Annotated in this window: 12 protein-coding genes and 4 pseudogenes; 4 read left to right on the top strand and 12 right to left on the bottom strand. The window is 38.2% G+C overall.

The genetic code is table 11. The features are described 5' to 3' along the window. Positions 1–36 precede the first annotated feature (36 nt). The gene (locus ACFINI_RS03920) at positions 37–483 is read left to right on the top strand and encodes a nucleoside deaminase (protein ID WP_375646023.1); all 447 of its coding nucleotides are present in this window, start codon (positions 37–39) and stop codon (positions 481–483) included. Positions 484–1,132: 649 nt separating this feature from the next. Here ACFINI_RS03920 and ACFINI_RS03925 read toward each other — a convergent pair. The 8 genes and pseudogenes from ACFINI_RS03925 to ACFINI_RS03960 all read right to left on the bottom strand — a co-directional run bounded on the left by ACFINI_RS03925 (position 1,133) and on the right by ACFINI_RS03960 (position 9,743). Beyond that, complete coding sequence (locus ACFINI_RS03925) at positions 1,133–1,624, bottom strand: hypothetical protein (protein ID WP_375646029.1); 492 nt, start codon at positions 1,622–1,624, stop codon at positions 1,133–1,135. A 177-nt stretch (positions 1,625–1,801) separates the two neighbouring features. Continuing rightward, positions 1,802–4,717 carry an isoleucine--tRNA ligase gene (gene ileS / locus ACFINI_RS03930; protein ID WP_375646035.1) on the bottom strand — a complete coding sequence of 972 codons (2,916 nt, stop codon included), beginning with the start codon at positions 4,715–4,717 and terminating at the stop codon, positions 1,802–1,804. Between the two features lie 247 nt (positions 4,718–4,964). Further along, positions 4,965–6,791 (bottom strand): outer membrane beta-barrel protein, encoded by a 1,827-nt coding sequence (locus ACFINI_RS03935; RefSeq protein ID WP_375646042.1) that lies wholly within the window; start codon positions 6,789–6,791, stop codon positions 4,965–4,967. Between the two features lie 684 nt (positions 6,792–7,475). Next, positions 7,476–7,835, bottom strand: coding sequence for a hypothetical protein (locus ACFINI_RS03940; protein WP_273724680.1), 360 nt, complete (start codon positions 7,833–7,835; stop codon positions 7,476–7,478). Between the two features lie 25 nt (positions 7,836–7,860). After that, the gene (locus tag ACFINI_RS03945) at positions 7,861–8,025 is read right to left on the bottom strand and encodes a hypothetical protein (protein ID WP_375612101.1); all 165 of its coding nucleotides are present in this window, start codon (positions 8,023–8,025) and stop codon (positions 7,861–7,863) included. Next, positions 8,013–8,409: pseudogene (locus ACFINI_RS03950) on the bottom strand (hypothetical protein). Before ACFINI_RS03950 ends, ACFINI_RS03945 begins: the two are co-directional and overlap by 13 nt. Continuing rightward, on the bottom strand, positions 8,406–8,843 hold the full coding sequence (locus ACFINI_RS03955) for a hypothetical protein (RefSeq protein WP_375646049.1): 438 nt from the start codon (positions 8,841–8,843) through the stop codon (positions 8,406–8,408). The pseudogene ACFINI_RS03950 and the gene ACFINI_RS03955 overlap by 4 nt, the downstream one beginning before the upstream one ends. A 6-nt stretch (positions 8,844–8,849) precedes the next feature. After that, positions 8,850–9,743 (bottom strand): hypothetical protein, encoded by an 894-nt coding sequence (locus tag ACFINI_RS03960; RefSeq protein ID WP_375646054.1) that lies wholly within the window; start codon positions 9,741–9,743, stop codon positions 8,850–8,852. A gap of 126 nt (positions 9,744–9,869) precedes the next feature. Between ACFINI_RS03960 and ACFINI_RS03965 the strand changes: the two are divergent. From ACFINI_RS03965 to ACFINI_RS03975, 3 genes and pseudogenes are all read left to right on the top strand, one after another. Next, positions 9,870–10,316: pseudogene (locus ACFINI_RS03965) on the top strand (DUF488 family protein). Positions 10,317–10,419: 103 nt separating this feature from the next. Next, the gene (locus ACFINI_RS03970; protein ID WP_375612098.1) at positions 10,420–10,809 is read left to right on the top strand and encodes a hypothetical protein; all 390 of its coding nucleotides are present in this window, start codon (positions 10,420–10,422) and stop codon (positions 10,807–10,809) included. Beyond that, a pseudogene (locus ACFINI_RS03975) lies at positions 10,761–11,651 on the top strand (tyrosine-type recombinase/integrase); the annotation flags it as partial. The gene ACFINI_RS03970 and the pseudogene ACFINI_RS03975, both read left to right, overlap by 49 nt. A 52-nt stretch (positions 11,652–11,703) precedes the next feature. On the opposite strand, the gene ACFINI_RS03980 reads toward ACFINI_RS03975, so the two are convergent. From ACFINI_RS03980 to ACFINI_RS03995, 4 genes and pseudogenes are all read right to left on the bottom strand, one after another. After that, a complete protein-coding gene (locus tag ACFINI_RS03980; protein WP_183194585.1) occupies positions 11,704–12,003 on the bottom strand; it encodes a HigA family addiction module antitoxin in 300 nt (99 codons plus the stop codon). 17 nt (positions 12,004–12,020) lie between these two features. After that, positions 12,021–12,301: pseudogene (locus ACFINI_RS03985) on the bottom strand (type II toxin-antitoxin system RelE/ParE family toxin). A gap of 205 nt (positions 12,302–12,506) precedes the next feature. Then, the gene (locus ACFINI_RS03990; RefSeq protein WP_375646061.1) at positions 12,507–13,142 is read right to left on the bottom strand and encodes a ribonuclease HII; all 636 of its coding nucleotides are present in this window, start codon (positions 13,140–13,142) and stop codon (positions 12,507–12,509) included. Positions 13,143–13,340: 198 nt separating this feature from the next. Continuing rightward, complete coding sequence (locus ACFINI_RS03995; protein WP_375646066.1) at positions 13,341–14,249, bottom strand: 4-(cytidine 5'-diphospho)-2-C-methyl-D-erythritol kinase; 909 nt, start codon at positions 14,247–14,249, stop codon at positions 13,341–13,343. Positions 14,250–14,313 lie beyond the last annotated feature (64 nt).

Raw genomic sequence — 14,313 nt, forward strand, 5'->3', positions numbered from 1 at the left:
CTTTAGATTTTCTATACCTTCAGTAGAAAGAATATTATGACTTTGACGCCCATGGAAATAGCCCTTTTAGAAGCACAAGAGGCTGCAAAAACAGATGAAGTTCCCGTAGGTGCTGTCATTACACGTGGAAAAGCTATCATTGCACGCGCTGGTAACTTTATAAAATCTGCATATGACCCTACAGGACACGCAGAAATACGCGCAATCCGTATGGCTTGCAAAACATTGCAAAGCGAAAGGCTTCCTGATTGCGATCTTTATGTAACACTTGAGCCTTGTGCTATGTGTGCCGCTGCCATTTCATTTGCACGCATACGACGTCTCTATTACGCAATAAATGATCCCAAAGGAGGTGCTATAGAAAATGGTCCACGTTTTTATCAGCAACCAACCTGTCATCACAAACCTGAGATTTATTCTGGTTTTAAAGAAAAAGAAGCAGTTCAATTACTTAAAGATTTTTTTGTACAAAAGCGATACTAAAAACAATTCTTCTTCCATAACTTTTACTCTTTAGAAACTATCCTATTTCTTAAAAAAGATTATTCATCCTTCTGATATAGCGAAAGCTATTTTGAAGCATTTTTTCTCTCTTTTAATTCTGCATATTGTTTCTATTAGATGATACATTCATTCAAAAGAATAATTCATTATTTTGTATATAAAATATAAAGTCCAAAATATCGTAGATATACTCTTATTTCAAATGACGTTGAATCAATAAAATCTCTTTCTTGGCACTCATAAGTGAGGTTACTGTCTAGATAAAAAACGTTTTAGAAAAGACTAAAAATGTCTCTTATGAAAGCTCTCAAATGCAAAAATTGCCACAACATTGAAATCTGGAAAATAAAATGATGGTATAAGCTCTCTCCTTCATAAGAATAAAGCTGCTAATTTTCAATGGCTTTCACGTTATACTATCCACACAAACAACGTTGTGAAATGGACTTAAAAGATATTTCTTGTTAAAAAAACAACGCTGAACCACTCTCTCGATGCTATCGCCATATTGCTATTTCATGGAAATAACAACCAGCTTGCAGCAGCATTATAACTCTGCGTGAACTGAGAACTTGGTGTCATAATTAATGAGAAGAATACCTCACATACTTTATATTTTGTCTTTTTCTTATCGACCAATAGGTGCAATTTTTGCCGGTTGGCGATAACTTAAAGGTGGTTCAGTGAGATAGCGACGGTATTTTGAACTTCCAACTTGTGCTCTCTGACGACGTAAATATTCTTGTCGTTGCTTCGCACTCAACTGTGAAGGATTTTCTGAACCAGCGCCATTAACTAATGATCGCTTGTGAGGAAAAGGAGTACTTTCTCGATGCTGCTTCGATGCTGCCATTTCATTGACAGATCTATCTTGTTGTGGTACCGGCAAAAATCTGCGTGAACTAGGGCTTGGTATTACAAGTTTTGGATGAGGTTTCATAGCAATCTGGCTGCTATTATTTGTTGGTGTTAATGAAGTAATATTAGCAACATCTTCAAAAAACTGTATCGAAACCGGTTTATTGGTACCATAGGTAGGAGCGGATAAATTGCATCCCGTTAAAACAAAGCACATCCCTAAAATTCCTATTGGAAATATTTTTATTTCACGTTTTCTCACTGCCTATTCCATTTCCTAAGTATATGGCTGATTAATATTCCCGTTATTTATGAGAGAACGGTCCATACACAAATTTCCCCCCTGCAGACAAAATAACGGAATTTACTTTGTACCACAAAAAACTATATTCATCAATATGAGAAATATACTTGCATTTCTTTCCTTTGATTTAAAATTTTAAATCTTACCAAGAATCTGTAGTTCCCGCAAAGCAGCTGCATCACGAGCAGATACATCCGGATAAGCTAAATCACTCCCAACATCTTGTGTATAACGCCATGATCGAGCACATTTTTTTCCTAATGCCCTCTTTGGATATACACCAACACCTTCAACATCATTCAAAGTAAAAGCATCGGAAGGTATCGTGTCCTGCGTAATTGTGAGTGCACTGGTAATACAGATCTCCGCCATATCCACATTTTCTAATGCCTCTCGTAAAACCAGATTGGAAATAAAAACAATAGGCGCAGCTTCCAAAGAGGATCCAATACGCTTATTAGCACGTTCAAGCTCTAAAGCACCTGTCACAACTTTACGGACCTGCCGAATTTTTTTCCAACGCTCAGCCAAAGATTGGTTTTGCCATTCTTCTGGTACAGAGCGAAATTGTTCCAAATGCACCGATTGGCTTTCTGGATAACGCTCTAACCAAGCTTCCTCCATCGTAAAAGGTAACATTGGAGCAAGCCATGTGACCATATGCTCAAAAATCTCACGGACAACCTGCAAGGAAGCCTTGCGTTTTTTTGATGAAGGTGCATCACAATAAAGAGAATCCTTGCGGATATCAAAATAAAATGCCGATAACTCAATGATTGAAAAATCCAATAATGCACGCATAATCTTTTTAAAATCAAATTCATCGTAAGCGCGATTAATCAACTGATCAAGTTCAAAAAGCCTATGCAATATAAATTTTTCAAGATCCGGCAGTGCACCATAAGATATTTCTTCTCCATCATCATGTGCTAAAGTTCCTAGCATCCAACGAATTGCATTGCGTAGTTTACGATATGAATCCACATTTGTTTGAAGTATTTTTTTGCCTAAACGCTGATCTTCCCAATAATCGGTTGTCATAACCCAGAGACGAAAAATATCAGCTCCAGATGTTTTAATGATCTCTTGCGGAACAACCGTATTGCCTAAAGATTTAGACATTTTCTTACCATTCTCATCCAAAGTAAAACCGTGTGTGATCACGGACTTATAGGGAGAACAAGCACGCGTACCACAGCTTTCCAAAAGAGAAGATTGGAACCATCCGCGATGTTGATCTGAACCTTCAAAATAAACATCAGCAGGCCATTTCAAATCAACCCGATCTTCTAACACAAAGCTATGGCTTGCTCCAGAATCAAACCAAACATCCAAAATATCATAAACCTGTACCCAAGGCTCATGTGCACGCTCCCCTAAAAAACGTTCACGTGCTCCTTCAGCAAACCATGCATCTGCCCCTTCTGCTTCAAAAGCCCGTAAAATACGCTCGTTCACACCTTCATCTTTTAGAATAACACCATCCTCATTTGCAAAAATACAAATAGGAACACCCCAAGAACGCTGACGAGAAAGAACCCAATCAGGACGATCTTCTATCATAGAAGCTAGGCGGTTTTGTCCAGAAGATGGCACAAAACGCGTTTTTGAAACAGCTTCCAAAGCCCGACTACGTAAAGTTGAACCATCCCCAAAATCTTTATCCATTGAAATAAACCATTGCGGTGTATTGCGAAAAATAACGGGTTTTTTTGAACGCCAACTATGGGGATAGGAATGCTTTAAACGCCCCCGTGCAAACAATCGATCTGCTTTAATTAAAGCATTAATGACCTCTTTATTGGCATCACCCATTTTTCCATTATCATCAATAACACGTGCAGGTCCTCCTTCACGATCTGGTCCTAAACCTGGAACATCTTTCGTATAGAACCCTGCATCATCAACAGGAAACGGTATAGATGAATCAATCCCCGCTTGCTCCAGTAAGGACTTATAATCATTCCAAATTTCAAAGTCCTCACGCCCATGGCTTGGTGCTGTATGGACAAAACCTGTACCAGCACTCTCTGTTACGTGCGAACCATCAAGCAATGGAATTTTATAATTATACCCTCCAGCTAAACCTTTGAGTGGATGAGAAAGAACAAGAGCTTTCAACTCTTCAGAAGAAATAACACGCAAATGCTTCAAAACAAGTTTGGCTTTTTCTCCACAACTCATCGCTAAAGCGTCTGCAAAGAGAAGCTTTTCTCCCACTTGAGGACCAAAATCATTTTCAGCACTTTCAACTTCGTAAATACTATAAGAAATTTGCGAAGAATAACTCACTGCACGATTGCTTGGAATCGTCCACGGTGTTGTTGTCCAAATGACGACATGAGCACCATATAAATCATCAGAATTTGCTTCAAAAACAGGAAACTTAACCCAAAGCACCTCTGATTCATGATCATGATATTCAATCTCAGCCTCTGCCAAAGCCGTACGTTCCACAACAGACCACATCACTGGCTTGGAACCACGATAAATCTGATCTGACATAGCAAATTTTATCAATTCACTGGCAATGCGTGCTTCTGCATGAAAAGCCATTGTAGTATAAGGCGTGTTAAAATCTCCCACGACACCAAGGCGTTTAAATTCTTCACTTTGAATAGTTACCCAATGCTGTGCAAATTCACGGCATTCTTGACGAAACTCGTTAAGAGGTACCTCATCCTTATTTTTTCCTTGTGCTCGATATTTTTCTTCAATTTTCCATTCAATTGGAAGCCCATGGCAATCCCAACCAGGTACATAATTTGCATTAAAACCGCGCATTTGGAATGAACGAACAACCACATCCTTTAGAACTTTATTTAAAGCATGCCCGATATGAATATGACCATTTGCATAAGGCGGACCATCATGAAGAATATAAAATGGACGATCTTTTGCTTGTTGACGCAATTGCGCATAAAGCCCCATATTTTCCCAACGCGCCATCAATTCAAGCTCTTTTTGCGGAAGCCCTGCACGCATAGGAAAATTTGTCTGTGGGAGATAAAGAGTTTTTGAATAATCTATTGTTTCATTTTTCACAGCCATTGTGAAATATCCCTGTCCACTTTTACGATTTCATTTTTGTATAACTTCCCTGAACCCTGCAACTCTTGTTTTTATCTATAGGGAAAGCCGAGCTTATCATTCGTATTAAGCAGCGATCAGGAAAATATATCATCACAATCTATGGGCTTTATCATGAAATTCACAAGAAAAGAAACCAAAAAGTGATCTTAAAAAAATAAAGGCTCCACTGACAGTGGAGCCTCTTAGAAATTTACTCTTTAAAAAATTAGAATTTATAAGCTACACCAACACGGAAATCATTGGTTTTGTAGTTAACTTCAAGTTTTTCCTTTGCAAATTTCTTTTTACCAAAATCAGAGTAACGATATTCTGCACGTACAATCACATTATCTAGAAGCGAGAAATCAACGCCACCACCAAGTGTGTAACCAATCATGGTTTTTGTTTCATCAGCTAAGTTCTTAGAAGAAACGACTCTTCCATCCTCATCCTTAACAGATATTGATACAGTGTCTTGGAATTGCCCATAAGCAATACCACCAGCAAGATAAGGCATAAAGCGATCAGCAGCAAAACCAATACGTACCCGTGTAGCACCACCCCAATTTTGCTTGAAAGTATGACTTAAAGTTTCAACTGCATCCTCTTGATCAAGACCAAGTTCAGAAGCCATCTTTTTTATTTGTTCTATACCATATACACTGGAAGCGTTCTTATCCACCGCTTGTGTACTTTGTGCACCGTGTCCAGCCATATTCTGTCCACCATGAGAACGAGAAGCATGTGGATTAGCATTTCCGCTACCATGGGTGCCATGATGACCTCCGTATTGGGCTCCGCTTGTTCCATTGGAAGCTTTTGCTGTTTCAGAAGATGATCCTGATCTCGCGAGGACAAATGTCCCTCCGCTCGGTACTGTTCTTTCTTTTAATGATGATTGTTCCGATGCAGGTGCTTTTGCTGCTGGCTGACTTGATTCTGTTCCCGTTGATGAGATAGAGGGCGCGGGTTTTACAGCAACCGATTTTATTGGAGTAGCTTGCACTTGTACAGCCCCTGCTGATACAGATGATGTTTCTGCAGATTTTGCAGACGCAGTTACTCCATTTGTTCCTCCTACTGATGGTTGATCTCCTGTGTCTGATCTTGCCAATAGGAGCGTTGACTGCTCTGGTGAGCTTGCTCCTGTGGTAGAGGATATTGATTTAGGTGCAGGTGATTTTAATCCATTTACCCTGCTTACCAATGTCGGTCCTGTACCTGATCTTTCCAATGAGGACGATGGCGATTGCACTGAACTCACCGTCTGTCTAGAGGATGCTGATTGTGGTATTGGCGATGCAGATGGCGTTTTTAATGGTGGTGTTGAAACTCCTGAATTTTCCCTTCCCACTACCACTGTTTTTTCTGCTGTTGAATTGACATTGCCAGAACTTCTAGTTGTTGCTGCTTTATTTGATTGTGTTGCTCCTGTTTGTGGTTGTTGAACTGTATTTACTGATCTAGTTAGTGCTTGACTGGATTGCGCTGCAACAGATTGTTCTGACGTGGATCCTGCTGTTGGAGTCCCTCCTGTTGTAGTTCCTGTACCTGCAGGTGCTCTTGAGGTGTCTTTTTGCGTTTGTACTCCTGCTGTTGCTTGTGAGGTTGGAGATGTTTGTGGTTTTGCGGATCTGCGGGATCTTACGACTGCATTTTCTACTGTAGTGTTATCAGCCGCTCCTATGGTAATGGTCTTTGTGTGTTTTTTTCCAGATACCATTAAATCCGTATCGATGCCAAAAATAAAGTTGTCACCGAGATCAATATTAGAACCTGCATAAAAACCACCTGCAAACCCTGAAAGTTTAGGAGAGAACTCTTTATCCAGTGGTAAACTCTTTTCTTGACCAACAAGAGCCATATCAGCTTTGCTTGAAAAACCACCAGCTTGGACACCTAAATAAAGACCTGTCCATGAAAAAGTAGGTGCAACAATGGTAGAAGCAGTCGATGATGCTGGCTGATGAGGAATCATAACATCAGCAGCTAGTGCTGTAGACGCTGAAATTAAAGAAAAAATAGACGCTGTTATTAAACGTTTTGTATTCATAAAATCTCTCCAAATATCCAAAATGAAATTCATATAGAGCATCTTTTCTGAAAGATCTGTAGCAAAAATGACACACTCACAAAAAAATAAAGAATTTTTGCAAATAAGGCTTCTTAAACTTTTAATTTTGCATTCAATAAGAATTTGTAAACTAAATCACACTAAAATTATGTGTATTAAAGTTGGATTCATTTTCATTAAAGTTTCGCATAACTGTTAATGATAATATTCTTTATAAATTTCTTTTACCAAAATCTAAATAACAGTATTCTGCATACAATAAACTATTATCTGTTATTGCAAAATCAATACCAGCGCAAACAGTGAAATCAAATATTGCCTTTTTTAAAACCAAGCGCCATCAAAGTTTCATCTATTTACCAGCATGATCTACTTTTAGTACTTTAGCAATAGTATTTTGTATCTAAAATTCAGAAAAACAAAGAAATTATTCAAACACTCGCAAAAAAACTTTTAGATTCTTTGCATAAACATCTTCATCCTGCCACATCACATTGATTTATAAAGATAACTTATTGTTTTCATGTTGAATGAAAAAACTAATTCTGTAGGATTCTATCATTTAAAATCTGTTCCATGTTGTATTAATTAAAATCACTTGCTTGCACGTTACAAGCGAAATTTTCGTAAGGACGGACAAGGCTTTCTCTGCTGAAGCAAGACTTAAGGCTGGCATTCAAGTTGTTCTGAATGCTTTTTACAATAAGGGCTATTTAAGCGTCTCTCAACACTTCGCTGAGGCATGACAGCACCAGGACGACATATGGGAAGGTTGTCTGATTTATGGTTCTCACACCAATCTTGTATTGTAAAGCTAGGGCGAAAACCTGATTGCGCCATACACATTTCAATACTGGCAAATTGATTCAAATCTAGCGCCACAACCTTATTAAGGTCCGGTACTCCACATTCTAAAAGTATTTTATTTCTCCATAATGCTGGAGAAAGTGAGGGAATTGAGTTAACACATCCAGTGATACTTAACAGAGCTATACAACTCAACAGTTTTAAGATTTTCTTCATTCTTCCCCTCTTTTAATGGATTTATTTACGATAAAAAGCTCATAAGCCTGCTGATATTTTCTGTCATCGCTTCATTAAAACAACGGTGAACAATATTGAGATGATTGGTTGAGTAAATAATCCCGCCATTCCAAGCGAAGGCAAGGATGGCGGATTGTTGATCATCACAAGAAAGACTTAAGGTTTGCATTCAGGTGCATTTTTATATTTTTTACAATAAGGGCTGTTTAAGCGCTTCTTGACACTGCGCTGTGATATGATAGCACCTGGACGACAAATGGGCAAGTTTTCGGCTTTATGATTTCCACACCAGCCTCCCCCCACATCATATTTATAGCGAAATCCCGCTTGGAGCATGCAAGCATCAATGGTTGCATTTGCATTGTAGTTGAGCTTTCTGGATCCTTATCATAAGGAATTGGCATACCACATTCTAATAATGCTTTTGCTACCTCTGTAAAATCTGCTCCTGGTTTTTCCCATGCCCCTATAGAAGATGTGGGAGTTTATTAAACTGGCACCCAGCTATACTCAATAGAGTTATCACACTTAATAATTTTAAGGTTTGTTTCATTTTTTGCTCCATGAATTAATTGAATCAATTTGTATACGGTGAGATGAACCATAATTATGTCTACATGCTCGATCCACATTTGCATAACAAACATGAGGGCTGGGATAACTAAATAGTACTTTCTTTGCCTCTTTAACTGCGTTACTACCAAAGGGTCTTTGGTAAAAAGTAGCGGAATTTCCACCAAATACTACACCAACAAAATCATCTGCATGGTTTTCCAAGCCGACAGTGGTTTGCTTGCCATCCTTTAAGATATATAACGTATCTGCCATGTCTTGAGTATTATAAGCTGGACCAAAGAAATTAACCGTTGTTTCCTTTGCTATACCGAGAACACCATGCTTTACTAAATTATATGATCCATTTCCTGCTGTTATGGTACCACGACTATGGGCATCATCATGCAATCCTGTATTGCCATAAAGATACATTATATCCTAGAATTTCTTGGTTGAATTGGTCAATCCAAAAAAAAATCTACCTTCCAGAAACTTCTGAAAAATCGCTATCCCTACTTCCACTTCCCAGTCTTCAGCTTCTGGGAAGTATGTAAAATAAAGGGGACCATGATCATTGTCAACAAACTGGACAGTATAACGCGCAGCATCATCTGGTGAGGTAAAAATACCATTGTAAAACATATGAACCTTGCCATCAGAACCTTTTTGTAAATGTTTTTCTTCTTCAGGCGTTAAATAACGATACAGAGGGACTTGTCTTCCATAACTGTCTTTGATAGGTTTTCCATTTTTATCTGTTGCATAGAGGACATTGCCATTTTCATCATGCAAAACCTCACCCTCAGGATGCTCTTTGAGATATGCGAATTCGCGTATTTTGTCCCAGTATCCCAATCCTTCATCCGATAAATCATTGATCATATCTACGCGATTATGCACTGCTCCCTCAAGCGGTGCAACATCTAGCTGTCCTACTGCCTGGTATGCTGCTGCGGTGTTGCGGTTGAGAGAGCCAATGATTTGTCCAGCATCTTGCCCCATCGCCCTCTGTCCAGTTGTATCAGTAAGGATGATAGTCCCATCACTGATAGCAGATTTGGTTTCCCCTTCTGCTGCATCCTTGGCTTTGCCGTGATTTAAAACATTCTTGGCAATGTTTTTTATCGTGTCATTCCCAGAAAGGCTAAACCCATGGCTGCTGGCTTTAGCATGGGCACTGTTGCTGATATCACTGGTGCTAATGCTTCCTGTGGTCAGGCTGTTTTTATCTGCCGGCGCGGTGCTGGCAATGATGCCTCCGGTTAGGGTCGTTTTGTCTTTAACAATGATATTAAAGCCGCCTTCACCCGCTTTGATACCTGATTGCTCCACAACACTATGATAATCGCTAGAGGATTTATCCCTTTTGGAAAGAGGCGCTCATAAAGCCCCCCACCTATTTACTAAGGAAATTAAACGTGTGTAACATCAAACATATCATCATACAGCCTGCTAAAGATGAGAGCTTTGTTTTTTACCATTGGCTATGAAAGAAAATCCTTTGAGGACTATTTCAATCAACTTATCAAAAATAATATTAAACTTTTGTATGATATTCGTAAAAATCCAATAAGCAGAAAATACGGATTTTCAAAAAGACAATTAGAGAAAGTTGTAAACAACATTGATATTGAATATATGGCATATGCCTGAACTTGGAATTGCCTCTGAAAAACGAAGAAATTTGAAAACACAAAAGATTATGATCGCCTTTTTGAAGATTATCAAAATACAACTCTCAAGGATAATTCTTGTGCAATAAACAAATTATATCAAATTTTTTTAAACAAAAAGCGCGTTGCAATCACCTGTTTTGAAGCTAATGTATGCATGTGTCATAGAGGACAACTCGCATTAGCTCTCATTCCATTGCCTGATTGGAAATATGAAATTAAGCACATCTAAAAAAATAAATTTGCATATTTTAAAAAAATGTGAGTGCCCATATGCCTCCCAGCCCCCTACCCATTCCTAATAACTTTTAAGTGATGCATGATTCACGCTACGGGTGAATTCTGCGCAAATCAAGGAAAAGAAATATGAACTGACTGATGAAACAATTGAGGTTGGTGGATACATTACACTTTACTGCATCCTTGCTTTGAGAGACTTTGGAGATGTAAAGGCAGGTGATCTTGGCGCTTTTATACAAAAAGAAGACAATCTAGGTCATGATGGCAATTGCTGGATAAGTGATGATGCAAAAGTCTATGGTTATGCCAAAGTTTTTGGGGATGCACATGTTTACGGAAACGCTCGTGTTTTTGCCAATGCACAAGTTTTCGGTGGTACATTTATTAGTGGAAAAGCTAAAATTTATGACAGTCCATTGATTTCCATCAGAGCAAATATACGCTGGCTATTAAACAAGCGCAAAATGGCATCTCCAAGAAAATAAACAGACTTACAAAAGGCTCTTTCGATTAGTTATTGCATCAGTATTTACAAAGCATGCAATGGCATAATCAATTAGAAACTACTAAAAAATTAAGTATAGAATTCTGAACAATGTTTCTAAAAATATTGCTGATCGTGCACATAAAAGCACCACATCCTTGACGCCGTAGACAGAAGGCGAGCTACTCTCGCAGCGGCAAAATATTTTTTGACCTCTTTAAACAATCTCTTTAATTGGGCGGTTGATAATGCCCTTTTAAATAGAAATCCTGCCTTTAATATAAAAGCACCAAAATCTTTAAACAGTGGGGGATTGCTGCCATGTCTAGAAGAGGACATAGACAAATATTATCACCATTGGTCACACGGTACACATGAACGCGTCTGGATTGATGTTCTTCTTTCACAGGCTTGCGCGCGCGCCGTGATGACACCGTTCGTATCAGCTGGAAAGACGTCAAAGATAATATCATTTATCTCAAAACAGAAAAGAGCCAATTTAAAACAGATGTTTTTCTTCCTATTTTACCAGAACTAGAGGAAACCCTTAAAATTGGTCCCATAGGTGATCAAACATTCATTTGTGGTAAAGGTGGAAATAAGCTTGTCAAAGAAAGTTTTGGCAACCTCTTTCGTGAAGCATGTAATGCGGCGGGTATTAAAAAATCAGCGCACCGATTGCGAAAATTAGCAGCAAAACGTGCTGCCAATGCTGGTGCTACGGTTTCGCAAATGAAAGCGCTTTTTGGCTGGACAGAAGATAAAATGGCATCTCTTTATACCAAAACAGCCGATAGAAAACGCCTTGCAATAGAAGCCATTAAAAAACTTCAAAAAGGTTAGAGCAACGGGCGGAAGCTAAAAAACTAAAGCCCCGTCAAAATTATAAACGAAATCAAAGCGACGTTTGATGTGCTTCAGAAACCAGAGGAGAAATAGGTGGTTGTGTCTGTTGCATTGTTTGCCATAAATTATAATTTGTTTGCATATCCAGCCAAAATTTCGCTTTACTAAAACCAGCTAGTTCTAATTTCACTGCAAGTTCGGTACTCATAGAGGCATGTCCGTTAATCACTCTTGATAGAGAAGCTCTTGTCATATGGAGATGATTAGCTAACTTTTGTATTGTTATCCCCATTTCGTCTAAGAAAGCTACTTTTAGAACTTCGCCCGGATGTGCGGGGTTATGCATCATTATTTTCGTTCCTTTCATCAATGGTAATCTTGATAATCAACAAGCTCCACATCTGTTCCTATAAAGCGAAAAGTAACACGCCAATTTCCATTCATCCATATAGAATAGTACCCTGTAAGTTCACCTTTAAGAGGGTGTATTTTAAAGGCAGGCGCTCTCAACATTTCAGGCGTAGTAGCACTTGTTAAAGCCGTTAAGATAACGCGTAATTTTTTAAGTGATCTGGTCAAATAGCTTTTGTGGAACCTGTTGTATAAAATAATTTTAAGCCCTTATATTTAAAACTCACAATTGCCATTACCGCCCCTTGTCATATATCATTGCTATACGGTTAATAACAAATAAGAGTTAAGCCCATGTTAGAAATATCTGATTCTATATCTGGAAAAAATAGATAGGAATAAGTGATAAAAAGCTTCAAAAAGGTTAGGGATAGACACTCAAAAAACATAATAGAATCAATGAATTATAAAACCCTTTACTCTTGTAGTAAATCACTGATTTTAATTACCTTTTTTACACTCTTTTAGTGGTGCAAAACTATAACGATGTAATCCTATAACTGGTCCATATTTATCAAGAGCTGTACGATGCGCTAGCGTTGCATAACCTACATGCTTCTCTAAACCATACCCTTTATAAACTTGTCCTGCACATTCCATCATCCGGTCACGCGTTACTTTCGCAATAATGGATGCGGCTGCAATTGAAACCGAACGCTGATCGCCCTTAATCAACGCCATTGCAGGACAGGACAACTCAGAAGGAATATCACGCCCATCAACAAGGACATAGTGGACTGGAATGACTAATCCTATAATACAGCGACGCATTGCTTCTAAAGTTGCTTTTCTAATATTGGATTGATCAATTGTACGAGCACAAAGACTGGCGACTGAAACCGCTAATGCACTTTGCAAAATTTCATGATAAAGTCTATTTCGTTGGAGAAAAGAAAGTTTTTTTGAATCATTTAACCCATTAGGAATACGATCTTTATCCAAGATAACCGCTGCTGTTACCACAGGTCCAGCGAGAGGCCCCCGTCCTACTTCATCAACACCTGCTATATGAAAAAAACCCTGTTTTTGCAAATCAAATTCGCACGAAAAATTTGGTTGAAGCGGCAAATTAAACATCTTTGATACATCACAAATACAACAAACATACATCTATTTCTGTAGCCTGATCATTTTTTGCAAGCATTACAGTTTTAAATGGCTCTTCAAACATTCCACGAATTCTTGCACAAAAAATAAAAAACACATTTCTTTGGTTACCCTCTTTCATTATGTATAATAAAATCATGATGAAATAAAAGCTTTTATATTTATTTATCAAATATTTCCTAAAGTCATGATAGGTTTTACAAACCAATTTGGGTGCATTGATTTGATAAAAAGAGCTGCTTGTTGCGCCGTTTGTTTATTTTTAAAAATGCCAAAGCAAGTTGCTCCCGTTCCAGACATACGGGAAAAAAGAGCCCCACATTCATCTAATATAGATAACACTTCAGCTAACTGAGGTGCTATTTTTAATGCAGGAGAAAAAAGATCATTACGCGTTTCTTGTAAAGCTTCAACCAATGAATCAACACTTTTTAAAGCGTCTGTATTAATTTTTAAAGAAGGATTATGACGCTTCTCTAACGCTTTAAAAACAGCTTGTGTTGAAATCTCTTGTCCATGATTAACCAATACCATTGCTAATGAACAAGCTTCTTTTAGTCGTATCATCTCTTGACCAATTCCTTTAACCAAAAGCGGCTGCTGATATTCTAATGCACAAAGGCACATGGGAACATCAGCACCAAGAACTAAGCTCTTTTTTGCTAATTCTTCGTAAGGGCAATCAAGATTCCACTGTTGTCGCAACATGCTGATAACCCCAGCTGCATCACCTGAGCCGCCACCAATGCCTGAAGCAACAGGTAATGTTTTTACAAGCCGAAAAAAAGCAGGTTGAGCACATTCCGAAAAAGTCTTATGCATAAAGTCCCGTGCGCGAATAACCAAATTGTCTAAATGAGAAACAAGTCCTTTTGCAAACAACCCCGTCAAAACAAACTGATTATTTTCACAAGGTGCATAGTGTAGACAATCACCACTAAGACTAAAATAAACCAAACTTTCTATTAAATGATACCCATCAACACGTTGCCCCACAACATGTAAAGCTAAATTCAATTTAATAGGTGTAAATAAATAGGAATGTCTTTGGAACGAAGTTTGTACATTTGATATCATATGACGTAATATTCACTTACATAGGGTTCTTTTAAAAATTCCCCCCTTTTACCCATACTTTTAG

It is taken from the genome of Bartonella sp. AA56HLJMS (assembly GCF_042197145.1).
In the GTDB taxonomy this organism is placed as follows: Bacteria; Pseudomonadota; Alphaproteobacteria; order Rhizobiales; family Rhizobiaceae; genus Bartonella.